At 39.4% G+C, this 24,355-nt stretch carries 22 protein-coding genes; 13 read left to right on the top strand and 9 right to left on the bottom strand.

The annotated features are described in order from the left end of the window. Positions 1 to 50: 50 nt before the first annotated feature. Both NU887_RS11670 and NU887_RS11665 read right to left on the bottom strand, forming a co-directional pair. Positions 51 to 1,196, bottom strand: a complete 1,146-nt coding sequence (locus NU887_RS11670) for a Gfo/Idh/MocA family protein (RefSeq protein ID WP_258423554.1) — start codon at positions 1,194 to 1,196, stop codon at positions 51 to 53. A gap of 210 nt (positions 1,197 to 1,406) precedes the next feature. Continuing rightward, positions 1,407 to 1,850 carry a hypothetical protein gene (locus tag NU887_RS11665; protein ID WP_258423553.1) on the bottom strand — a complete coding sequence of 148 codons (444 nt, stop codon included), beginning with the start codon at positions 1,848 to 1,850 and terminating at the stop codon, positions 1,407 to 1,409. 432 nt (positions 1,851 to 2,282) lie between these two features. Between NU887_RS11665 and NU887_RS11660 the strand changes: the two genes are divergently transcribed. Genes NU887_RS11660 through NU887_RS11625 form a run of 8 tightly spaced genes read left to right on the top strand, consistent with a single transcriptional unit; the run spans position 2,283 to position 11,010 of the window. Further along, positions 2,283 to 3,299, top strand: coding sequence for an alpha/beta hydrolase (locus NU887_RS11660; protein WP_258423552.1), 1,017 nt, complete (start codon positions 2,283 to 2,285; stop codon positions 3,297 to 3,299). An 11-nt stretch (positions 3,300 to 3,310) separates the two neighbouring features. Continuing rightward, positions 3,311 to 4,195 carry an acetoacetate decarboxylase family protein gene (locus NU887_RS11655; protein ID WP_258423551.1) on the top strand — a complete coding sequence of 295 codons (885 nt, stop codon included), beginning with the start codon at positions 3,311 to 3,313 and terminating at the stop codon, positions 4,193 to 4,195. A 24-nt stretch (positions 4,196 to 4,219) separates the two neighbouring features. Continuing rightward, complete coding sequence (locus NU887_RS11650) at positions 4,220 to 4,702, top strand: hypothetical protein (protein WP_258423550.1); 483 nt, start codon at positions 4,220 to 4,222, stop codon at positions 4,700 to 4,702. Positions 4,703 to 4,752: 50 nt separating this feature from the next. Further along, positions 4,753 to 5,130 (top strand): patatin, encoded by a 378-nt coding sequence (locus tag NU887_RS11645; protein ID WP_258423549.1) that lies wholly within the window; start codon positions 4,753 to 4,755, stop codon positions 5,128 to 5,130. After that, on the top strand, positions 5,127 to 5,540 hold the full coding sequence (locus NU887_RS11640; RefSeq protein ID WP_258423548.1) for a DUF4345 family protein: 414 nt from the start codon (positions 5,127 to 5,129) through the stop codon (positions 5,538 to 5,540). The genes NU887_RS11645 and NU887_RS11640 overlap by 4 nt, the downstream gene beginning before the upstream one ends. Further along, complete coding sequence (locus NU887_RS11635) at positions 5,533 to 6,957, top strand: patatin-like phospholipase family protein (RefSeq protein ID WP_258423547.1); 1,425 nt, start codon at positions 5,533 to 5,535, stop codon at positions 6,955 to 6,957. Before NU887_RS11640 ends, NU887_RS11635 begins: the two co-directional genes overlap by 8 nt. Then, complete coding sequence (locus NU887_RS11630) at positions 6,947 to 8,662, top strand: metallophosphoesterase family protein (protein WP_258423546.1); 1,716 nt, start codon at positions 6,947 to 6,949, stop codon at positions 8,660 to 8,662. The genes NU887_RS11635 and NU887_RS11630 overlap by 11 nt, the downstream gene beginning before the upstream one ends. A 2-nt stretch (positions 8,663 to 8,664) precedes the next feature. After that, positions 8,665 to 11,010 (top strand): GMC family oxidoreductase N-terminal domain-containing protein, encoded by a 2,346-nt coding sequence (locus NU887_RS11625; protein ID WP_258423545.1) that lies wholly within the window; start codon positions 8,665 to 8,667, stop codon positions 11,008 to 11,010. A gap of 6 nt (positions 11,011 to 11,016) precedes the next feature. On the opposite strand, the gene NU887_RS11620 is transcribed toward NU887_RS11625, so the two are convergent. The 4 genes from NU887_RS11620 to NU887_RS11605 are packed head-to-tail and all read right to left on the bottom strand — an operon-like array spanning position 11,017 to position 16,347. Beyond that, the gene (locus tag NU887_RS11620) at positions 11,017 to 13,164 is read right to left on the bottom strand and encodes a hypothetical protein (RefSeq protein ID WP_258423544.1); all 2,148 of its coding nucleotides are present in this window, start codon (positions 13,162 to 13,164) and stop codon (positions 11,017 to 11,019) included. Beyond that, positions 13,161 to 13,799 carry a DUF4230 domain-containing protein gene (locus tag NU887_RS11615; protein WP_258423543.1) on the bottom strand — a complete coding sequence of 213 codons (639 nt, stop codon included), beginning with the start codon at positions 13,797 to 13,799 and terminating at the stop codon, positions 13,161 to 13,163. The genes NU887_RS11620 and NU887_RS11615 overlap by 4 nt, the downstream gene beginning before the upstream one ends. Beyond that, entirely contained in the window at positions 13,796 to 15,517 is a 1,722-nt protein-coding gene (locus NU887_RS11610) for an N-acetylmuramidase family protein (RefSeq protein WP_258423542.1), read from the bottom strand. Before NU887_RS11610 ends, NU887_RS11615 begins: the two co-directional genes overlap by 4 nt. Next, complete coding sequence (locus NU887_RS11605; protein ID WP_258423541.1) at positions 15,514 to 16,347, bottom strand: DUF5675 family protein; 834 nt, start codon at positions 16,345 to 16,347, stop codon at positions 15,514 to 15,516. The genes NU887_RS11610 and NU887_RS11605 overlap by 4 nt, the downstream gene beginning before the upstream one ends. A 336-nt stretch (positions 16,348 to 16,683) precedes the next feature. Here NU887_RS11605 and NU887_RS11600 point away from each other — a divergent pair, with 336 nt between their 5' ends. Together NU887_RS11600 and NU887_RS11595 are read left to right on the top strand one after the other, a co-directional pair. Further along, positions 16,684 to 17,142: a (2Fe-2S)-binding protein gene (locus NU887_RS11600; protein ID WP_241126574.1), complete on the top strand. Its 459-nt coding sequence runs from the start codon at positions 16,684 to 16,686 to the stop codon at positions 17,140 to 17,142. 2 nt (positions 17,143 to 17,144) lie between these two features. Continuing rightward, entirely contained in the window at positions 17,145 to 19,307 is a 2,163-nt protein-coding gene (locus tag NU887_RS11595) for a xanthine dehydrogenase family protein molybdopterin-binding subunit (RefSeq protein WP_258423540.1), read from the top strand. Positions 19,308 to 19,370: 63 nt separating this feature from the next. Here NU887_RS11595 and NU887_RS11590 read toward each other — a convergent pair whose 3' ends face one another. Beyond that, positions 19,371 to 19,727, bottom strand: coding sequence for a hypothetical protein (locus tag NU887_RS11590; RefSeq protein ID WP_258423539.1), 357 nt, complete (start codon positions 19,725 to 19,727; stop codon positions 19,371 to 19,373). An 88-nt stretch (positions 19,728 to 19,815) separates the two neighbouring features. Here NU887_RS11590 and NU887_RS11585 point away from each other — a divergent pair, with 88 nt between their 5' ends. Then, positions 19,816 to 20,961, top strand: coding sequence for a cysteine desulfurase family protein (locus NU887_RS11585; protein WP_258423538.1), 1,146 nt, complete (start codon positions 19,816 to 19,818; stop codon positions 20,959 to 20,961). Here NU887_RS11585 and NU887_RS11580 read toward each other — a convergent pair. Together NU887_RS11580 and NU887_RS11575 are read right to left on the bottom strand one after the other, a co-directional pair. After that, positions 20,958 to 21,557 (bottom strand): nucleotidyltransferase family protein, encoded by a 600-nt coding sequence (locus NU887_RS11580; protein ID WP_258423537.1) that lies wholly within the window; start codon positions 21,555 to 21,557, stop codon positions 20,958 to 20,960. The genes NU887_RS11585 and NU887_RS11580 overlap by 4 nt on opposite strands. Continuing rightward, on the bottom strand, positions 21,554 to 22,672 hold the full coding sequence (locus NU887_RS11575; protein ID WP_258423536.1) for an XdhC family protein: 1,119 nt from the start codon (positions 22,670 to 22,672) through the stop codon (positions 21,554 to 21,556). Before NU887_RS11575 ends, NU887_RS11580 begins: the two co-directional genes overlap by 4 nt. A 270-nt stretch (positions 22,673 to 22,942) precedes the next feature. Between NU887_RS11575 and NU887_RS11570 the strand changes: the two genes are divergently transcribed. Next, positions 22,943 to 23,404 (top strand): cold-shock protein, encoded by a 462-nt coding sequence (locus NU887_RS11570; RefSeq protein ID WP_258423535.1) that lies wholly within the window; start codon positions 22,943 to 22,945, stop codon positions 23,402 to 23,404. Between the two features lie 36 nt (positions 23,405 to 23,440). Then, positions 23,441 to 23,926, top strand: coding sequence for a hypothetical protein (locus NU887_RS11565; RefSeq protein WP_258423534.1), 486 nt, complete (start codon positions 23,441 to 23,443; stop codon positions 23,924 to 23,926). Positions 23,927 to 24,355: the final 429 nt, after the last annotated feature.

Below are 24,355 nucleotides of genomic sequence, written 5' to 3'. Positions count from 1 at the left end.
ATCTTTGATGTTTTAACTTATGCAGTCCTATTTTGGTTGTTAATATTTTGTTAAATCTTAACCCAGGCCTGCTTTTTATGGCTTTCAATGATTCTCTCACAGATCAAAAGTTCCCTCAGACCATCCTCAAATGTTGGGAAACTAGGTTTATCCGGCTGTTTTCCTTCTCTGACAGCCGCATATACTTCTTTGAACATCTGCTTGGATGTGTCAGGAAAACCTTCATTATGGCCTCCGGGAAAGCTCACCAATCCGGATGCTTCTCGGGTAAGCAAGGATGGATCTTTCATCAAATGCTGGTTTGCAGTTTCTCTTTTTCCTATCCAAAGCTCATTTGGTCTTTCAGAACACCATTCAAAGTTGGCCTTAGAACCCGAGATCTCAATATTCAGCCTGTTTTTTCTGCCTGCGTTTACTTGGCTGACTGTGACCGAACCTTTGTTCCCATTGTCAAACCTTAACAAAACACTCGCATGGTCTTCGGTATTGATCGGAACTTCAGCATAATCAGAAGCGTCAAGCATTTTCCCGGAATAGGTTTCTAAAGGTTTCAATGGCTTCAATCTCGTTTTATGGACAGTGGAAAAATCCGCCATCACTTCAGTCACTTTCAATCCTGTCACATATTCGGTGATGTCCAAAAGGTGCGAACCGATATCAGCGATAGCCCTGGAATCTCCTGATTTGTCAGGTTCCAATCTCCAGTTATAATCAGTCTGCAAAAACAGCCAATCCTGAAGGTACGAACCCATGGTGCTGTAAATTTCTCCCAAATCGCCGTTTTCCCTCATGGTTTTCATTTGCCTGACTAGAGGATAATAGCGAAGGTTAAAATGTACGGCATTAACCAGTCCTTTTTCTTTGGCCAAAGCCACAAGTTCTTCTGCCTCTTCAATTTTTGTCGCAAGTGGTTTTTCGCATACGACATGCTTTCCTGCCAACAAGGCTGCTTTGGATTGTGAAAAATGGAGAAAGTTTGGGGTACAGATATGAACCACATCAATGTCAGCCTGATTGAGCATGTCTTCAAAAGTGAAGGCATTTGGTATTCCCAGCAAAGCAGCTTTTTCTTTGGCCAAATCAATATTGACTTCGCACAATGCAGTCACTTCAATATTTGGCAATCTCCTCAATGCTTCCAAATGCGCAGGACCGATAAAGCCTGTTCCCACAATGGCTGTTTTAATCTTTTTCATAAGGTATTTTGGTTTGAAATCAAAATTAAAGATAGGGTCAAGAATTTGATTTAAAAAAAATCGCCTGCAAAAAGTCCCTCCAAAACTCTAATTAGAAAACACCACAAAAAAAAAGGCCACCGCACAAAGTGCGATGGACCTCTTCACCAATTAAGATTAGATAAAAAAATTAGCCAAAGTCAATGTTTTGGATGATGAAATAGAGTCTATTTAAAGTATGATCATTACGATTGAAGTGATAGCTGTCAATATGCCGGATATTCTAAAAACTTTCGCAATGTTGCCTCTAAACTCATAGGTTTTTTGGTCTTCAATGCTTTCGAAAATAATACTTCCGTCCTTATTGGTATGATAAAACGCATAGATATCAGTCTCAAAACTGTTTTTATGCGCAAATACCAATAAAGTAATGGTAAGAATAATGCAGATAATCAAAATATTTGATTTACTGATTTCTAATGGAAACCCCGAGTTTTCCCCCAAAAAAGGAAAGATACCAGATTGAACAAATGCGGCAGGAGTTTCCTTGACCTGAACCTGATTTTTTATTGACTCTTTTAAGGCAGGATTTCCAACATTTGCCAAAGTGTCATTGGTCATAAACATCAGGCAAGCCACTAAGACTGCCAATGTGCTTGTTAGGAATTTCTTCATTTCAAATGGATTAATTAGATGATTATTGTTGGGTTTTTGGGTGACTCAACTGATTGAAAATAAGTAAGAAAAAAATTAATATCAAAATAATAATATAAAAATAAATCAAAATACAAAATTATTATTATGAAACAGAATTAATAGGATATGAAAAGAGCTTAAAATTATGTTTTTAGGAATTAAAATGTCCTTCTGAAAGAAATAGAGCCTAATTTTTCCTTCCGAAATCTATGAATGCATCTATTAACCTGCCGGAAATAGGTTATGATTTTTATCCAAATACCATTTTAAAAAAGTATAATTTTATCCAAATCATTTTCCAATTAAACGTAAAAATATTATCAATATTTAAATGATTAATTAATAATAAATTTTGCCTTTTATAGATAAAACAAATTTTTATATTAATTTAATGCTGTTTTTTAGGATAAGATGGAGCAACTATTTGATATAATCGAGTTTGAAGCATTAGATGGATTTCCATGTAACCTTTGGCATTACAAAAAATCCGGCAACACCAAAGGGCCTGTATTATTGGTGCATGGTGCCGGAGTAAGGGCTAATATTTTCAATGCACCGACAGATAAAAACATCATTCAAGCTTTGGCAGAAGAAGGTTATGATGTTTGGTTGGAAAATTGGAGGGCAAGCATTGACCTGAAGCCGAATGAATGGAATCTTGATATAGTAGCAGAGAATGACCATCCGGCCGCTGTAAGGAAAATAGTGGAGCTGACAGGGTATAAAGAAATCAAAGTGATCATCCATTGTCAGGGCAGTACGAGTTTTATGATATCTTATGTAAAAGGGTTGCTCCCCGAAGTAAAGACTATCATTAGCAATGCAGTTTCCTTACATCCTGTAGTCCCCAAATTCTCGGTATTTAAGATCAACTTCCTTGTTCCCATTGTCAGTTTGATGTTTGACTATCTGAATCCGCAGTGGGGCCTTAATGCACCGGATTTTAAAACCAAAATGCTCAGGAAACTTGTGAAAGTCACCCATCCTGAAAATGACACCATGGTGGGCAAGTTTGTTAGCTTTACATATGGATCAGGATTTCCAGCTTTATGGCTATTAGAAAACCTCAATGAGGAAACTAAAAACTGGATACAGCAGGAGTTTGCCAATGTTCCACTGACTTTTTTTAAGCATATCCAAAAATGTATCCGAAAAGGAGTTCTGATACCTCTTGATGCAAACAACGGACAAAGCCATGCTCCTGATAATTTTAAACCTGAAGCAAGGATTGTTCTCTTTGGCGGCATGAAAAATCTTTGCTTCCTTCCTGATAGTCAACAAAATACTTTCGGGTATTTGGAGAGGGTGGATCCCGGTGTCCATCAATTGTACCTACTGGAGAATTACAGCCACCTGGATGTTTTCTTTGGAAAAAATTCTCACGTAGATGTATTTCCCTTGATGATTGCTGAACTGAACAAACCTTAATTTTAATACCCATGCCACCTAATAGAATCAAAAGATACCAAGGCAGACACGCCTTGGTGGACGGTATTTCATATGTAATGCCTGTAAGTGCAAGAAATTCCCCTGCATTGATGGCCGGTTTTACCTGCGATTGGGAAAAAGCAAATGCCCTACTTCCCGGAAACGAAATTCATGCCCTTAGGCTACCAAACGGAAAAGCAACATTATTGATTACTGTCATCAATTACCTGGATACAAGTATTGGGAAGTATATAGAGTACAGTATTGCTATAGGATGTACCCACGGTCCTAAACCTGCTCCGCGAATACTCAATGCAATGATGCTAAAGACTTATGGAACCGGACAATATATCCTTGACCTTCCGGTAAGCAGCGAGGTTTCTGTAAAGGGAGGAAAAGGAATTTGGGGAATGCCTAAGCACAAGGCCAATCTGGACTTTAAGGTTACAGAGGATCGGGTGACAAGTCAATATGAAAAAGACGGTCAGTTTGCTTTCAGGATAGAAATCGACAGACCAAAAAGTGCCTCACTCAAGCTGAAAATAGGAGCCACTAATTATTGCAGGTTCAGGAATATGCTCATGGCTTCTTATATCTACTTTGACACCAAAGCCGGCGTAAATCTTTTTGGAAAAGCAAAAGGAAAGTTGTTTATCGGTGACCATCCCAACGTTTCATTCTTGAGAGATATTGACATTAATCCTGATCCATATTTTACGCTTTTTATGCCTAAAGCAAATGGTATTCTGGATGACCATTTTGACTGTTGGTTTATGACCTATGACGAGCCCCAAACTGAAATGCCCGAAGGCCTTGAAAGTATTTACAACTTGGGCCTGAGTGAGGATTGGCTTCCTGATCCTTCAATTACAGATTTCGAGAAGTACAAAATCTAGTATTCCACTTTAACCCAAAATCCTATGAGCCCTCTAAAACAAACTATTGTAGACCTTAGCAACGCTTATGTATTTTTTTGTGCTTCCATTTATTTGGGCATGTTCTGGTCACTGCATTTTTTCTGGTTTCCAAATTATCCCTCCACGCTCAATCTGGAGAACTATTATGATGCGATTATTCCGCAGACTACTTTGGCGACGAAGTTTTTTTTCATCACGATTCCCATCATGGCAGCATGCTTGGTAGTTATGTTGATTTCTGAATGGAAGACAAAATTGATGTGGGTACCTATCGTCTGGATTCCGGGATTGTTGGCTCCGGTGATCATCCAACAAGCTTATATCGAAGACATCAATAACCAATTTTCGGAAGGAGTGACGGATGAAGCCACACTTCAGATTCTTTTGGGTGAATGGATGTATCTCAACGACTTAAGGTGGATTATTTTGACTATAATGTGGGGAATCACGATGTACTTTTTCATTGCCAAGGCAAAAGGAAGATAATTCCAAGTACCATCATATTTTCAGTTTTTTCCATTTAACTAAGAGGCAGCATGAAGAAATATCTCACTTTGATAGTCATTGCCATTTCAGTGCTTACCGTTATCTCGGGTTTGACTCAGGTATTTATGCCGGCAATGGTCCTGAAGATAATCGGTGCCGACATTACTGAGTCCACACGGCATCTGTTTGGGATCGTGGGTATGTTTATGGCCCTTTTTGGCGGTATGTTGGTTCATGCAATTTACAGTACCCATACAAGTAAAGTTGTGGTGTTGTGGTGCGCTTTGCAGAAATTAGGCGCTTTTGTTGCCGTGAGTCTCGGGGTGATGAATGGCCTGTTTTCTTGGATGGCTTTGGGCGTTGCGGTTTTTGACCTGTTTTCTGGGCTTTTGTTTTTGTATTACATGAAAACACTTCCATCAGAATGAAAAGGGCAAGCTATTTCTTTTTCTATACCTATATAGGTTTGGTAGTTGTTGCCGGGTTTTGGGGTGCATTTATAAATCCTGTTTGGGATTTTGCCAATTTATTTAAGTTTCAGATCAGCGAATTGGATGATTTTGAAAGGATTAATATTTTGAGTCAATACCGGTTTTTGAGAGGTTTGGAACTGGGTTTTGGAATTTTTTCCCTGACTTTCTTCAAAGAGATTTTTTCCGAAATTAAATTCAACAGGGTTTTCCTGAGCATAATGGGATTGGGGATATTGGCCAGAATAGCTTCTTGGATTTGGGATGGAAATCCAGGATCCTTGACAAAATTCTTCATGTTTTATGAAGCCCTAGGCTGGGTCATGATTTTTATTTATTCAAAGTCAACGATCGAAAAATATGACTGATCCCAAACCACCTACCCAAAATCCGAAGAAGTCACTCGTCCTGGCCGGTGGGGGAATGCGGGTTGCTTATCAGGCTGGTGTCTTGGTAGCTTTGGAAGAAGAGGGAATAAGTTTCGATCATGTGGACGGCACCTCGGGCGGAATATTCAATACAGGAATGCTCGCTTCAGGATGGAAACCCAAGGAGATTGCTGAGAAATGGAGAACGCTCAAACTCTCAGGATTCATGTCTGCCGGCAGTGCCAAAAGCTATCTCAAACCTTTCAAAACACAGGGCATTGCAGATGCTAACAACATCCGAAAAAAAGTATTTCCCCATTTGGGGATTTCTGTTTCTCAAATCAACAAACAAGAAAAATTTGCTGCCACGTTCAACGTCTGCAATTTTTCAACAAAATCTGTGGAAGCCATTCCATCCAATTCTGTGACTGAAGACCATTTGATTGCAGGCGTTTCCTTGCCAATATTTATGCCTGCTATCCAGATTCAGGATACTTGGTATACCGATGCAGTCTGGATCAAAGATGCCAACCTGATGGAAGCTGTCAAACAGGGTTCCAAGGAACTTTGGTTGGTTTGGGCGATTGGAAACAGCCCAACTTACCTTGGCGGAGCCTTCAACCAATATGTACACATGATCGAAATGAGCGCTAACGGAGCGCTTTTGGAAGAATACAATCAGATAAAATTAACCAATGAAATTGGAGCGATAGGGAAGTCAGAATTTGAACCCATCAAACTTTTTGTAATAAAACCCCCAATCGCACTTCCCCTTGATCCTGACTTTTTCTTTAACAAGGTGAATGCAAAGGAACTCATCAATATGGGTTATGCACATGCTAAAAAATACCTTTCTTCTATACCTCCAAAAGGTGAATTCTTGGAAGCAGACACCACGAAAAACCGGGAGCCCGAATTTCTGTACAGTTTTAGGGTTTCTTTTTCAGGAAAATCGAAGAGTCCAACCAAATCCCAGAAAATGGAATATTCCCTTTACTTCAGGTTTGCTGAATTCCGTGAACACCATGAATTGGAAGTTTATTCAAGTTTGAAATTAGAAGATATCCATGATGAAATATCATGCTTTGATCACCTGACAGAAATTACCAACACAACCAAAGGAAGAAAATTGGAAATCCAAACTTCCCTTATTTTGGAAGGAAAAGTACACAAGATTACTGTTGCCACAGTTTTGACAAATCCGCTTGAAATCCTTATGGGATTGAATTTTAAGGATTTAACATTTAAAATGTGGGATGAAAATGCTAATTTAATAACTGAAACAATACTTTACCAATCGATTTTGGATCGGTTAAAGGCTGTCTATTTCAGCAGTCTAAAGTCAACTCTAGACAAAAGCATAGGGATAAGGAAGCGTTTTTCAACTTTAAAAAATTTAATAAACTATGGAATTTGAAAAAAAGCCAATGGTCGACTGGTACGACCCCAAGCAACTTGCTGCTACCGGCATCAAAACCGTTGTTTCAACCGTATTTGGGAATTTTGCCGATAGGAGAGAAATGCAGGCTGCTTTAGATCCCGGAAGGGGATTCTATGATTATTCAGAAAGAACAGACATTTGGCTGGATTATATTTCTGATTTGGGCGATGGATTCAATGCTACTTATTCAGTCGCACACTTGTTGGCCAAAGACCAATTGGAATTAGGAGGAATACAAACCAAAAGAGGGAATATTTTGATCATGGGTGGGGATGAAGTGTATCCCACACCCGAGATGGAGGAATACCGAAACAGGCTACAGGGTCCTTACCATGCTGCTTTTCCAAAAAACAATGCAGATCCCGACCCACCCGGACTTTTTGTAATCCCCGGCAACCATGATTGGTATGATGGGCTGACCAATTTTTTGAAAGTATTCTGCCAAAACCGTTCTCTAGGAAACTGGAGAACCAAGCAAAGCAGAAGCTATTTTGCAGTCAAACTTCCGAACAATTATTGGCTGATCGGAATCGATATCCAACTGAATGCCGACATTGATGTTCCCCAGCTCAATTACTTTCAAAATCTGGCAGAAAAAGAATTAAAGGCTAAGGATAAAATCATTCTAGCCACCGCTGAACCTGCTTGGGTATATGAATCTTTTGATGAATCCAACAGTTCAAACAAACGCCTAAAGTTCTTTATTAACAGGATTTTAAAAGGGGAAACTGAGGATAAAACTGACCCCGAATGTTACTATAGAGGAAAAAATAAAGACATCGAAATCACCACAATTCTGACAGGAGATCTTCACCATTATTCCCGGTATGAGGAAAAGGTTGGGCCAAAGGAAACACGACAACTTATTACGGCCGGAGGGGGAGGTGCATTCATGCATACCACCCATAGCCTCAAAGAAAAGATAAACCCAAGTGAGGGTTTTGACGCATCTTTCAAAAAAGCCTTTCCTTCCAAAAACGAGTCACTGAGTCTCAACAATAAAAACCTCCTATTTTTTATCCACGGTCCTTGGATGGTTCTGATTTTGGGATTGGTACATGCACTTTCTTTTTATTTCCTCCTGATTGGAGGCATTCAGACAGAGAATTTTTATATCACCAATTCCAATCCCTCAGGATCGGCGCTTGATCTTTTTGACATTGCGATATTGACACCATCGGTGATTTTATCGAACCTGACTTTTTGTTTGGGTATATACATGTTCACTGATTTTAAATCCGGAAACCATAAGACAGCCAATAAAATCACCGGTGCTGTACATGGATTGTCACACATTTTGGTGTTTTATCTTTGCTTGGTTTATTTACCAATTTTTAATACAGCCAATCTTGCTGGTTTACCTTTTCAGGGTTTGATTTTATTTATTGAAATGTGGGTCATAGGAGGCTTATTAAGCGGCTTTATTTTTGGAATTTACCTCTGGTTCAGTTCAAGGTTTCTCAACAACCACATTACCGAAGCTTCTTCTTCATTCAAGGGAGAGGATTTTAAAAATTTCATCAGGATCCATATTTCTGCAAAAGAAACGACCATATATCCAATAGGTATCAGGAATGCTGTTAAAAACTGGAAAAATGTCGGAGATGAAAAGAATCCCCGCTTTGAAGGGGATGAAATAAAATATGAATTGATTGAAGAGCCTATCCAAATCCCACACTAAATATGAAAAAACTATCCAAACCACTTTCTGACCTGAAAAGCCATTATGATTTTATCGTAATCGGTTCAGGATACGGGGGAAGTATTGCTGCATCACGGATGTCCCGCTTAGGCAAATCCGTATGCCTTTTTGAAAAAGGAAAGGAATTTTTACCCGGTCAGTTTCCTGATACTTTGGCTGAAGCCACCAAGGAAATGACCTTGAATGTTGGCAAAGAGCATAAGGAAAAAAATGGACTATATGAATTTACAATTGGAGAAGGAATCGCTGTGCTCAAAGGATGTGGACTCGGAGGTACTTCGCTGATCAATGCCAATGTGTCCATCAAACCGGATCCAAGAGTAATGGACCAACCTGAATGGCCAAGCGCTATCAGAGAAAATTTACCCTCATTTTATGAAGGATTGGATAAAGCTTGGGAGATGTTAAAACCCAATCCTTATCCCGAAAATAAAAATGGATATCCGGTTTTGAACAAGACCCAAGGAATGCGAAAATCTGCAGAAAGGATGGCAGAAGAATTCAGACTCTTGGATATCAATGTCAGTTTTGAAAACAAAAACGACAACCATGTCGGTATTTCTCAGCCGAAATGTACCAATTGCGGGGATTGTGTTACAGGCTGTAATGTTGGCGCCAAAAACACCACAGCGATGAATTATCTCCCTGATGCATTCAATCACGGTGCAGAAATATTCACAGAAATCAATGTTCGCCACCTTGAAAAAACCGAAAACGGATGGAGGGTATTTTTCAATCCAATGTCAACAGGTAGGGAAGTTTTCGATGCTCCTGAAATGTTTATTGAAGCCGAAAATGTTATCCTGGGAGCAGGTTCGTTGGGTTCTACCGAAATATTGCTTAGATCAGCCAAAAAAGGGCTTTCTATCTCAGATTTCATTGGAAAAAGATTTACGGGAAATGGCGATGTTCTTGGCTTTGGTTATAACAACGATGTCCCCATCAATGGGATCGGACTAGGAAAAAAAGCGACAGACCAAATTGCAAACGTCGGACCCTGCATCACTAGTGTCATTGACATGAGAGACAGACCAAAAATGGAAGACGGGATGACTTTGGAGGAAGGATCTGTTCCGGGACCTATCAGAGGATTGATGGCAGGAATGTTGGTTACCACTTCCCGTTTATTCGGAAAAAATACAGATAGGGGTTGGGGAGATTTTTTCAAAGAGAAAATCAGGGAAATTACCAGCTTGATCAGGGGTCCGTTTTATGGTGCCGTCAACCATACCCAGATTTACCTGGTTATGACACATGATGATGGTAATGGGGAAATGGCTTTGGAAAAAGACAATCTTCGGATCAAATGGAAAGGGGTCGGAAAGCAGGAAATCTTCAAAAAGGTTTCAGGAGAGCTCTACAGCGCAACCGAAGCCCTTGGAGGGAGTCAGATTCCAAATCCAACATGGAACAAAATGATGGATTACGATTTGGTGACTGTGCACCCCTTAGGAGGCTGCAATATGGGAGATGATGCCACCAAAGGAGTGGTAGACCATAAAGGCCAGGTTTTTTCAGGCAAATCAGGGACAGCTTTACATAAAGGTTTATATGTCATGGATGGTGCGGTAATTCCCAGACCTGTTGGAACAAATCCTTTATTGACCATCAGCGCATTGGCCGAGAGAAGTTGTAAAATCATCGCTGAAGAACTTGAAACAAAGGTGAATTATAGTTGGAAGCTTATTCCTGAAAAGGACTCCTTTCCAAACTTAAAACCCGGAGTCCAATTTACTGAGTCCATGAAAGGTTATTTCTCTTTAGAAGAAACCGATGATTATGAAAAGGGATTTGACAAAGGAAAGGCAGCAAATTCTCCATTTGAGTTCACTTTAACCATCAAATCTGAGGATGTGGATTCATTTGTTGAAGTAGCGACCCATGAAGCGGGGATGTTTGGAACCATGCTTGCACCTGCTTTATCCAAGTTTCCCCTCACTGCTGTCAATGGCACTTTCAATTTATTCATTGAACACAGCCAAGATCCTGATAGAAAAAAAATGATTTACAACACCCTTTTGTTGAGCCAAGAAGGCAATAAATACTATTTCATGGGATTCAAGGAGGTATTCAATGACAAAGGTTTTGACGTTTGGAAAGACACTACCACTTTATTTATTACACTGCATGAAGGAGATTCAAGCTCAGGAAAAGTAATTGGAAAAGGAAAGCTGATCATTGAGCCGACTGATTTTGCAAAGCAACTGACTACGATGAAGGCATTGAACACCACCAACAAAATGGAAGAACTGAAAGCGATTGGGACCTTTGGAAAGTTCTTTGCAGGAAATGTCTTTGAAACTTATTTCAAAAAATTGGGAAAATAGGGGAGATCAGGGTCTTCCGACAGATTCTCTCATGGAGGTCAACCAAGTAGGGGTTGCCCTCCTTTCTTTTAATTTGGCCTTTACCCACCTGTTTGCTTTTTCCAAAGCTCCTTTGTTTTGATATTCTGATCTTTCTCTAAGCAGGAGCTTAATAAACATATCCAATTCTTTAGATTGAATTTCAGAAAACAGCGAATCTTTCTTAAATAAAGTTTTATCAAATTCTCTGTCTTTCTTTAGAATCGAATAATTGGCTCCAACTTTTAGATATCCTTTTGAAAGCAATGATTCTTTGGCTTTTGGAATCAATAGATCAAGGTATTTATCAGGGAATACAAGGTTTAAACTCTCATCAAGATACAAGTCCCAATAGGTTAATGAATCTTTCAAAGCTACATTTCTTGCTTTTGGATTTGCAAAATCAATGATTTCGGTGCTTTCAATAAAGTCATCAATCAGCAGATGATTATAAGTAATTGGATATAATTTAAAAGTCAATTCTGGATTTGCATCTATTGGGTTTTTGACTAAAGTTAAGATTACTTCTCTGTCATTTATTTTATTATAATTCAATACTTTATGTTTATGCAAAAAAGTAGAATCTACCTCAGCGACCTGCATTGAAACAGTGTCAATTTCACCAACGACAAGGTTGTTCCTTAGGAGGCTTTGCAAACTTAAATTGAAAGCATTCATATATTCAGAAGGATCGTTGTACCAAAAATATATGGGAGAGGGTACCGATTTGGAAAAATAGTGAATACTGCCTTCAAACGGCCAATCCAGCCTCAGGGTAGCCAATAAGGCCATTTCACTTTCGTCCAAAACCCCATCTGCAGTAATCTGAAGGATGTCTTTGGAAAAATAGCCGTAATTTGTCGAGTTTCCCAACATAGGGAGTCTTTGAAGTCTTGAAACCGAAAAAGCGATATTCTTCTTTTTTTGCTCTACAGTCCTTATAAGTTTACTGTCCTGTTTTATAGCGAGTTCCAAGGAATCCAATACTGCAAATTCCATTTTAAGCAAAGAATCTATCAAGCCAAGTTCAAATCCACTGACTGCCTCATCCGATTCAATCTGAGCGACCATCTGTGAAATTTTATCATGGTGAAAAACCACTTTTTTGACATCCTTTCCGGTAATCAGTGAAAATAGGTTTTTGAGGGTTTCGGCACCTTGTATTTCGGCATTTTTGAGAATTTCAGCCCGGTGAGCAAATGCCATCAGTTTTTCAATGCAATATTCTTTTACTTTTTTGGCATCCTTAAAATCCACTTTACCATTGTAATCCAGAATTTCAAACCCGGGTATTCCTTTTTCGGGAATAAACCAAGGATTGATGTCCGCATCAAGTATGCTTGGTGCCAAACCAAAAATGTGAACTTCAGCCAAGTCATCATAAATCACAATAGCAGAAGGATCCAAATTGGTAAAATCAAAGCCAGCCTTGACCCAACCTCTACCCACCATGGCGAGTTTTTTCCTTGTTTCTTTTCTGCTGAAATCAGCCAGTTTATTTTGATAATAAAAATCCATGAAATCCACCGAAGCGAGGGAATCATTGGCTGCGGGGTTATTCTGATACATCATAAACAGAGCTTCTTCTTTGTTTCTGGCACTTGGATTCCACTTTTCGTCTTTTTCCTTTTTGGTTTTTTCCCTATACAGGAATTCCAACATGTCTTCATAAAGTGGGTCTCCAGCCACATCATTAAGATATCCGTGGAAGTTAAGCTTGTCCATGATATTCCTGCTGTCAACTTCATGCCGGATAATTCTCCGCCAATTATTGACAGGAGTCATTTTTTTGTATTCCTCATCCCGCTCATCTTTGGAAAGTCCCTGGAAGTTCTTAAGGTTTTTGAGTGCAGAACGGATGTCTTGATATAAAATCTCGCCTCGAGTTTGGATATTTTCATCTTCTATCAAATTCAGTCTTACCTCATCAATGGAAGAAATCACTTCTCCATAATATTCAGCTGTCACCAATTGACCTATCTGCCTTACCTCAGTCACCATATTGGTAGTTTCATTCAATTTCAGCCCACCTCCAAAAATTCCAAAAGGATTCCATATAAAAAGTCCAACCACAATCGCCAAAACGATGAGGATGTCCAAAAGAAACTTCCAGTTTTTGAGGAATAGGCCTATCATTGTTCTACGATTGTTTCAGTATCCACCAATAAATTGACCTTTGAAATGATCAGGTCATCACTTTTGAAGCTGATATAAATTTCATCATACCCTAATGAAGACAACAGTATTTGAAACAACTGCCGGGTATTGTTTTGTGTGGTACGGACAATTCCCATATAGCGCAGGTTTTCACGGATATCCAATTCGGCGAGTCTGAAAAATTCCTCCTGATCCCTGATATCAATCTTATTCAAGAAAACTTTGGGGTCAGAAATCAAAGAATCTTCCACAAAACTTGAAGGAGGATAGGAGAAGTTGATAACCTCAATAGGAGGGAGTTCAAGGTGGATTTTGGTATCCTCAATCCTGATATCAGCTTCCTTGATTTTGCTAAGATCGATACCGGCTTTCACCCTTGCTTTGGAATAGGCCATAAAACTAGCTTCACTGATTTTCAAAAGGGCAAGTTTCTTGGTTTTGGTACCAAAAACGATTTTGTCTATCACGAATTCGGTTGTGGCTAAATCCGAAGCATTTTGGATTTTTCCCACCACCAGAGCCCGTTCGTTTTTTTTACAGGAAAATAATAGAACAGTCAATATCATCACTGCAAAAAAAGAGTTCCTGCTAAAAATTGTTTCAGAGGTCCTCATGATTGCATTTTTTTAAATTTTTCGAAGGCTGTCTGAAGCTTGATGTCATATTTATTGACTTTATAGCCGCTGCCGTTATAACCATAAGCAAAGCTAGCCCAATCATAATTCCCGGATTTTTCTTCTGAAATGAAATTTATCAAAGGGGTTCCTTTTAGTTTTTTGGTCTTGATAAATTCCAAAAAGTCCATGAAATGGAATTTCTCATGCTCATGCTGTTTTTCCTCAAAATCTTTGTAGTCCTTGTATTTTCTACCTTTGATATTGTGGTTAAGGTTTTCTCCAAGAATCTGGAACAGTCCCCATGAGGCAGAGAAAACTGCAATTTCAGGATCTATTTTTCTTGCGCGATCAAGCCGGTCATACTCTGCAACTCCTCCTTTATAATATTGTCTAGTCCAGCTTTTGTACAGGATATCCTCATTGCTTTTTTGAAGCTTTAGGATTTCCTCTTCAGGCATTTTCCTGATACTGCTTAGGAGTTTCCACATCAAATGTCCCTCAAAAAGAATCTTTGCCCTTCCATCACTGAGATGCCCACGTCCGGAGGATTCCACAGAGATTACTGATTTAACCACAGGTAGGGAAAGAATAATGTTATCTTTTTCAGCGAGATTTTCAAGCACTTCTTTGATTTCCTCATCATTGAGAATTTTACTGTTGATATTGTCCATGATCTGGACAAAAGCAAAATTACTTGCCACAGGTAGTTGTTCTCCCCTTGATTCTAAAAGTGCATTTTTAAGGTTTGTTATGGGGGAACCTGAAGCGGGAGGCTGTTGCATGTCTCCCACGGTTTCTTCGCCTTCCATAAATTCCCTGTCATCATCACCCAATGAATCGTCCTGTTCCAAACTCGGTGGCGGTGTCCCCGCACTTGGCATGATTCCTTCAGGAAGATCTGATGATGGCAGTGGAGAGGCGGGAGGGGTAGTCCCGTCAGCCTGTTGATTGGGATTTCTCCACCTTTCTCTAAAGTATTTCAATGATTTGTCCCCAAAATAAAAGGCAATCATCATTAAGAATGCTGTTTCAAAAAATTCAAATTGTTGGATTCTCAGTGCAATCAAATCACTGCTTAGCTCCTCCGATCCCATACTGCTGATCAACAAAGAAATGCCCCCAAACAACAAAGTAAACGCGATCATACCCCTTACAGTGCCGGGAGGCAATCCAAAAGTCTGACTTCTATAGGGATTGTATAAAGGTTCACGAACTCCGCTAGCCGGTAAATCGATCCCAAATTCCCGGGCATCTCTCTTTGCTTCAGCTATTTTCTGCCATTCCCCATCAGTTATTCCAAAATTGATATTGTAATGATAGACAGACCATACGAAATAGATCATAAAAACGGCAATCCATATCACAATTATCAGCAATCCAACGATGGAAAAGAGGTTTTTCTTTTCGATATACATCAGTATGCTGTAAAAAATGGTAATCAAAACCAGCGTTACCGCAAATATGATGGTCCCTTTGAAAAACACATCATGGTACTTATTGACATAGTAGGAACTGATCTGCTCCTCAGTTTTAAAATACCTGATCAAGATCCCATAGATAAGGCCCACAGCAATGATAGCCGGAATAGTCAATGCAAGGACTACATCTTTTTCTTCTGTATAAAAATTTCTGATCAAAAACCCAATGGCAACTGCCATCAAAATGGTAGCTGCAATCTTAATGATCAGCTGGTAAAAGGCGCTCTGTTTTTTCATATTGGTGATAGTTTACTTCTTTCAAACCAGTCCTCGTTTAATATCTGAATAGTGACAGGCTCATTGGATTTGAGCAGGGCACTGATAGTTTTATAAAATCTTTCGTATGCGTTTCGTGAATATTGAAGTGACTTTGATGTTCCTGCCGAAACCCCGTCAGCAATCAGAATACAGCCATCTGTGTTCTCGTGGGTATTTCCGACGTGGATATAGACATTTTGAAAATTAGGGATATCCTTGATCTCAAGGTGATAATCAAACCAATCTCCATAGATCCTTCTATATTTCTTGGTGAGGTCAGTTTCTATCCTGTAAAAATCAATGGGGAAAACGCCGGCAGGGATTCTTGTCTTTTTGGCGACTTTCACTTCATTATAGGTATCTTCAAGGGTATAAGCGAAAAATTTATTTCTCAAAAAAATCAAACCTAGGGTGGTTTCTCCATCATCCAAATACCTCAAGATGGTAAGCGTACAACTTCCCAATGCTGTACCGGTATCTGATTTTGAGTTCTCCAACCTGAATTCCAAGTCTTTGATTTTCTGCTCTAATTGGCTGATTTCAGAGTTTTTTTCAACGACTGGAGATATGGGATTCAAAACAGCTACAGGTTTGATTGGGTCGGATGGGATAGCTTCTTTGGTTTTTTCTTTTGAAAAAGTAAATGCAGAGGAAAGACTTTTGTATCCTTTTTCAATCAATACCACCACATAACCAATGAATCCTATAAGATAGAGCCATATTTTACTCAGCAAATCAGGGTTGGTCACAAAGACTAAAACCATGACGGCAAGGAATGCAATGACTAAAAGTGCAGCAATATTTTTCATGAACAATTCAAAAGATTAGATCCTGAACAAACTCGATGTAATCAAAAAAGCAAACAAATAATTTTAAAATTTATATAATTACCTATTAATAATCAAGTAAATACTGCTTTTTCATGCATATTTGATCAAACTACCTTCGGTTTAATAAAGTGTACAATCTGATTCAAAAAAGATTTGATTGAAGGATTGAGAACCAAATCAAAAGATCATGTTTTTCGCATCCACTTAAATCAGAAAAATACATTCTATCACTTTCAGTTCAAAAAAGGGGCTGATTTCCCTTAAAACCTGAGAGTATTTGATTAAATTTTGTGGTTAAACAATCATTATTTAAAAATGGCAAACTATAACCTACGAATTAACGGAAACGATTACAACGTGGAAGTTGAAGACGACACACCACTACTGTGGGTGTTGAGGGATCATATCGGCTTGGTAGGAACCAAATATTCCTGCGGAATAGCCCAATGCGGCGCCTGTACGGTCCATGTAAACGGTGAAGCGGCCTTTTCCTGTACCTTGCCGGTTTCCAGTATCGGATCTGACGAAATTACTACTATTGAAGGACTTTCCTCAGAAGGTGACCATCCTGTACAAAAAGCATGGGATGAAGTAGATACTGCACAATGCGGTTATTGTCAAGCCGGTCAGATCATGACCGCAGCGGCATTTTTGAGAAAAAACCCAAAACCAACCATGGAGGAAATCGAAAATGCAATGAACAGAAATCTGTGCAGATGTGGCACTTACCATAAAATCCGTGAAGCAGTAGCCTTAGCAGCAAAACTTAAATAATCATGGCAAATCTAACGAAAACAAATAGAAGGGATTTCCTCAAAATAGCAGCCACTGCTTCCGGGGGATTGTTTATCGGTTTCTATTGGTCAGGATGCGATTCTCCCAAGATGAAGGTTTTGACCAATGAAGAGATACTTCTCAACGCACATAATTTCAACAGCTATCTTTCCATTTCTCCCACGGGTGATGTGGTGATTTATTCCCCTAACCCGGAATTAGGACAAAATATCCTGACTTCATTTCCAATGGTGGTAGCAGAAGAATTGGATGCAGATTGGCAGAAAGTAAGGGTTATCCAAGCCAATTTGGATGTTGAAAAATATGAAAGACAACTGACCGGTGGATCCGGTGCCATGCCGCATTCTTGGGAAAGGCTCCGAAAGGCAGGGGCTACTGCGAGACATCTTTTGGTAGCAGCAGCTGCTACAAAAATGAATGTCAATGCAAGTACCCTTTCGACTTCCAATGGAGAAGTAATCCACAAGGAGAGCGGTAAAAAAATGGGTTATGGTGAATTGGTCACCGATGCATCCAAACTTACTGCCCCCGAGGAGGTCACTTTAAAAGATCCAAAAGATTTTAAAATCATTGGCACGCCTGTCAAAAACGTGGAAAACAAAAACATGTTTACAGGTAAGCCGCTTTATGGACTTGATTTTTATAGGGAAGGTATGCTACATGCCATGATCCAAAGGCCTCCTTTTGGCATGAAAATCAAATCTGTGGACGATGCCGCAGCAAGGGCAATCTCAGGTGTGACAGAGGTGGTTACGTTCAAAAACAACGTAGCCGTAGTAGGAAAGTCAACCTGGCCACTGATGAAAGCCAAAAAATTACTGAAAATAGAGTATGAACCTGATGGCGTCGTAGAAAGTACTTTTGACCATGACAGGCTATTTGCAGAATTGCTAAACGGTAAAACTGCAGAAGTCAAAAGAAAAGATGGTGATGTGGATGCTGCTTTCAAAAATGCCGCTCAGGTTATCACGAGTGAATACCAATGTCCATTCCTTTCTCACTCTCCCATGGAACCGCAAAACTTCTTTGCACATGTGCAGGGTGACAAAGTGGAGTTGGTTGGGCCAACACAGACTCCTGATAGGGCAAGGAATGATACAGCCCAGTTATTGGGCATTCCGCCTGAAAATATTACAGTACAGATAACCAGATTAGGTGGAGGTTTTGGTAGACGACTGAGGGCTGACTTCGTGGTCGAGGCTGCTGAATTGTCCAAAATGATGAATGCCCCTATCAAATTAACCTGGAGTAGGGAAGATGACATGACCGGCGGAGCTTATCGACCTGCTGTAAGGTACAGGTTCCAAGCTGCTTTGGATGAAAGTGGAAACATGATTGGGTACAAGCTGAGAGGAGTTGGGATCAATGCAGGTAATTCTACAAGAGAAAATAATTTCCCTTCAGGGGCAGTAGAGAATGTGTTGATCGAATCTGTGGAACACAAATCCGCCATCACCACCAATGCATGGCGAGCGCCGATCACTAATTTCTTGGCCTATGCAGAGCAGTCATTCTTAGATGAAGTAGCTTTGGCAGCTAAAAAAGATCCTGTCCAATTCAGATTGGATTTGTTGGCAAAAGCTAAAGCTTCACCTGTGGGTGAATTGCAATATGATGTAGACCGAATGATCGGTGTCATCAAAATGGCTGCTGAAAAATCCAATTGGGGAAAAGATGCCAATGTCATGCAGGGTTTCAGCGTTTATTTTTCTCATAGATCGTATGTTGCTCAGGTGGCCAACATCGAAATGGAAAATAACCAACCAGTCTTGAAAAAGATTGTTGCTTGCACAGATTGTGGCATTGTCGTGAATCCAACCGGTGCTAACCATCAGGTGAGGGGCGGTATCGTCGATGGCATGGGCCATGCCATGTACGGAAACCTGACTTTCGAAAACGGATTGCCCAAGCAGAAAAACTTTGACACTTACCGTTTGATCAGGATGAAAGAAGTTCCTGAAATCGACGTCCACTATGTCCAAAACGGCATCGATCCAACAGGATTAGGCGAACCGGCTTTGCCGCCAACAGGTGGTGCAGTGGCCAATGCGATCTTCAAAGCAACCGGAAGGAGACTGAGAAGTCAGCCATTCATCGAGCAAAAAGAATTCTCCGATATCAAGTTGCAGATCAAGAGAGCTTAGATAGAAGCAAGGTTACAGTTTTGGCCCACTGTTGGAATAATTTCCATGGTGGGCTTTTTTATTTTATATCTCATCCATCTCTCTTTCAGGCCAATAGGGTCCGGTCAAGGTAAGATTTTGGAATAATGGATCAAATTCAAATTGAATCGGCATTTCATCCCGTTTTTGTTCATGGATATTGAGGCAGGCATTGAAATGGACCAAATCAAAATCCAACATCAACTTACCTTTCAAATCGTTTAAAAATTCAATTTCCCCCTTCAATTTCACTTTTTCAGCTACAGCCCCTTCTTTTTTGAAGTAATAGGAAAGAAAAATTCCTAAATCTCTTTCATTTGTATTCAAAACTTCTTCTACAAGGATTGCAGGATTTACTGATTGGTCTTGTGGGTTTAGGGAAAATTTCCAGGTTTCTTGCATCTCCAAAATTAATTAATTCTACCATTAATCCGGTTTGGTTTGTGGCTTTTGGCTAAAGGTTTTACATTAGAATTTACTTTGCAATTCGATGAAATACCCGATTTATTTGGATTACAATGCCACTACTCCCTGTGCGCCCGAGGTAATTGAAGCGATGTTGCCTTGGTTTGGACAGCACTTCGGCAATGCAGCAAGCAAAAGCCATCCCTATGGCTGGATGGCCGAGGATGCTGTGGAGACCGCGCGGGAACAAGTCGCCAACCTGATAGGAGCAAAACCAAAGGAAATCATTTTTACCTCAGGTGCTACGGAAGCCATCAATTTGGCCATAAAAGGAATTTTTGAACATTATAGCGGTGAAAAGCAACACTACATCAGCTGCAAAACCGAGCACAAAGCAGTATTGGATACTTTGGATCACCTTCAATCCAAAGGAGCAGAAGTCACTTATCTACCTGTCAATCAATTTGGTGAGATTGATCTTGAGGAACTGAATTCAAGCATTTTGCCACATACCAAAATGATTGCCTTGATGTGGGCCAATAATGAAACCGGTCTAATCCACCAAATGGATCGGATCAAGGAAATCGCCGAAGAACGAAATATTATCCTCTTTACGGATGCAGTACAGGCGGTAGGAAAAATTCCTTTAGACATCAAAGGAATCCATTTAATGGCCATTTCTGCTCACAAGATGTATGGACCAAAAGGCATCGGAGCAATATATATCAGACACAATCATCCACTTCCAAAGCCTTTGGCATTGATTGATGGGGGAGGACACGAAAAGGGTTTCCGAAGCGGAACGCTCAATGTACCCGGAATTGTCGGTTTTGGAAAGGCTGCTGAACTTCGGTCAAAAAATCTTGAAGTAGAGGATGCTCGTTTAGAAAACCTTCGAAACTTATTGGAAAGCAAAATTTTAGAAATAGAAGGAACAACGGTTAATGGGAATCTAAAGAATAGGTTGTCCCATGTTTCGAATATTTCTTTTGCTGGGGTGGAGGGAGTGGAGCTTCTCCAAAGGGTAAACAAAGAAGTTGCCGTAAGTTCAGGTTCGGCATGTACGAGTATTTCGCCTAAACCCTCACACGTTTTGGCTGCGATGGGCATTGAACCCGATTTGGGAAGGGCGTCGATCCGCTTCAGTTTGGGTTTAAATACTACCGAGTCTGAAATTATTTTTGTGGCTAAGTATATCAAAAAAGTGGTGGAAACATTGAGGAAATCTTAGCTATCATTTTTGAGTTTGAGGTAATCTTCCATCGTGTCGATGTCAATTGCTCCTTTTGGAAAATCAATGGCGTGTAAATCATCTTGGTGGGCCATAACCAATTTTTTGGCTCCTTCATTCCCCGTTAGGGAAAGTAATTCCGGAAAATACTTTTTGCTGAACAATACCGGAACACCAAACGTCTCCTTATACCTGCAAGCAATAATTTCACTATTTGTATTTAATTTATTTGTAATCAGTAAGTTAAGAATTTCTTTATTTACAAATGGTTGGTCTGATAGCATCAAGATTACCTGATCAGGATCTGAATTTTCCATTAGATACTTCAGTCCTTTTTGCATGGAAGAGGCCATCCCATTTTTCCAATTTTCATTGACTACTTTGTCAACATGAATATTTTTAATGCTGGATGAAATCAATTCAGCATTTGCACCTAAAACAACGACACAGGATTGAGCTAATGAATTTTGTGCAGCTTCGACAGCAATTTCAAGGAGGGTTTTTCCATTGAATTCAAGCAATTGTTTGGGTTGTCCCAATCGGGAAGAACTGCCGGCAGCAAGGATGATGACACCGGTTCTGATTTCATTTTTCATCTTTCTTCATGGATGGGGCCAAGTTTGTTTTTAAGAAAATCCGGATTTTTCTTAGCCAAAACAGCTTTGATTTCAGCCAAAGCCGATAATACAATCTCTTCAGATCCTTCAGCCCCGATATCCAAACCAATTGGTGCATAAATGTTATCTGTTGGAACTTTAGTCCCTTCTGATTCCAACCGTGCTATCAATTTGTCTGTTTTCTTTTTTGGCCCCAAAATACCGATGTAGGGGAGGGAATAAGGAATCAGGTCTTTCAGTACCACTGCCTCATATTCAAAATTATGGGTCATCAGTAAGGCAACCGTGTTTTTGTCCGGATTCAAACCTGAAACAGCCCTGTCAGCCGGCTCGATGATGATCTTTGCAGCTGAAGGAAATCTTTCCGTTGTCGCGTGGTTTTTTCTTCCGTCAATCAAAGTCAATTCCCATCCCAACAAAGAAGCCAATTTGGCAACAGGTATGGTGTCATTTCCTGCGCCAAACAATAAAATCCGGATAGGTGGGTTGATGGCTTCATAAAACACCCAAATTTCTTCCGAGTCTGGATATTGTTTTATGGAGCTGCTGCGGTTTTCAGTGGTGTCATTGATTTCTAGTTGAATTTTCTCAGACAATCCGGGATCTAAAGTTTCGATTTTACCGAATGTAGTTCCATCTTTAGAAAGGACTCTGGTGCCTATTTGCTCTCCACGGGCATTTTTCAGAGAAAAAGCAGTGACCAAAATACTTGGAATCCGGTCGCTCAAGGCAATATTCAATAATTCTACCGGATTGGAATTATCCCCAAAATCAAGAGGCTCGATCAGTACTTGAATGATACCGTTACACCCCAAACCTACACCAAATTTTTGGTCATCTTCATCTGTGGTATCATAAGTCACAAGCATTGACTTTTGTTGAAAAATCACCGTTTGGGCTTTTCTGAGTGCATCACCTTCAAGGCAACCGCCACTGATAGCACCCGTCAATTCCCCATCTTCTGTGACAAGCATCCTTGCACCTGGCCGTCTGTAAGCTGAACCATCGACTTTTACTACTGTTGCCAAAGCCGCTTTTTGGTTACGGGCTTTACAATTTTGATAAGCTTGTAAAATCTGTTGCAGGTCTTTCATTTGAAATTAGGCTGACAATCGTAGAGAGATCAAATTTGGTAAAATTTTCTTTTTTAGAACCTATACCTTAAATAAAACTGTCGGGTATATATCTTCCTTTTGAATATTTTTGAAGAGTGGAGGTCATATATTGTTTGTAGCAAAAAATAAGTTATGTAAAGTAAGATTTTAATCATTTAATAGCCTGTGGCTTAGAGAGAGTTAATATTTGTTAAAATACTTTTTCCATAAAATAGGAAATACACAAAAATTCCCGGATTTTTGTAACATATGGCGAAATCAAGAGATACCTTCGACAAGAAGGAAAAAGAAAAATTAAGACAAAAGAAAAAACAGGAGAAGCAGCAAAAGAAAGATGATAGGAAATCCAACACTGCAAAAGTTACGGATTTCGAAAATATGATTGCTTACGTGGATGAGTTTGGAAATATCACTTCCACTCCTCCTGATCCATCCAAAAAAAGAGTATTTGATGCGGATACCATTGAAATCGGTGTTTCTAAGCATGCTGAACCAATCCCAGGTGAGAACTTAAGAAAAGGAAAAGTGACTTTTTTCAATGGCTCAAAGGGTTATGGATTCATAAAAGATGAAGTATCTCAAGAAAGCATTTTTGTTCACATCAATAAGTGTATTGATCCAATTCAGGAAAATGACAAAGTTACTTTTGAAACTGAAAAATCTCCAAAAGGATTAAGTGCTGTGGATGTCAAGCTTTTTAAGGCTCCTTGATTGGAGCAAATAGCTGAAAAAAACGGTTAAATCAGGATGAAAATCGGCAGCCTTGCAGAGATTAAAAAAGAATTAGCCTTCCTTGATACCAAAGAATTGTCCGTTCTGTTGTTGGATTTAGCCAAGTTCAGTACGGACAATAAGTCTTTTTTGTACTTTAAACTTTTTGAAAGAGAGAATCCCAGGTTGTTTGTAGAATTTGTCCAAGAAGAAATTGATTTAGAATTTCAGAAATCCAATACGCGGAATTATCACTTTGCAAAAAAGTCGGCCCAAAGCATCCGTAGAAAACTAAACAAAAGATTAAAACTTACTAGGGACAAAGAAACGCTTGTAGAGTTGATTATATATTTTTGTGAGAAGTTGAGACACTATGGTTTTTTGGATTTCCGACATCCAGTTATCGACAATCTTTATAAGGTACAAGTTGGTAAAATAGAGAAGCTCGTTTCAGGTTTGCACGAAGACCTCCAATATGACTACACAGAAAAAATCCTTGAATTGAGAAAATCGTCAAAATAAAATCAGGTTACTTAATAGGATTTTTACCTGGCTAAAATAAATAGCACCTGATTTTTTTAAAAGGGACGAATGATGGGAAATTTGTTCAAATGTACTTTTTCTTCATCCTTACGGTTCTGATACTCATTTTTCCTTTTTTTAGCTTTCTAGATGTATATATGATGTATTTATTTTTAATACCTGATGTAGTTATGATGTAGCAACAAACCCTATTCATATGAAGTGCAATAGGTAATTTTATTTTTATCAAAATGCTATAAATCAATTCATAACAATTTTCCCAAAATGAAATCAGTGCCTATGAAAAATTTTACAATTATCATGTTTATTTCATTTGTTGTTTTTTTCCAAGCAATTGGACAGACACAAATGAACCTTCCCGTAACCTTCGACGAAACTGATGTCAACTATGGCTTGGTTGGTTTTGGA

The organism is Aquiflexum gelatinilyticum, from assembly GCF_024741135.1.
In the GTDB taxonomy this organism is placed as follows: domain Bacteria; phylum Bacteroidota; class Bacteroidia; order Cytophagales; family Cyclobacteriaceae; genus Cognataquiflexum; species Cognataquiflexum gelatinilyticum.
This window is presented reverse-complemented; position numbering and strand designations above follow the sequence as displayed.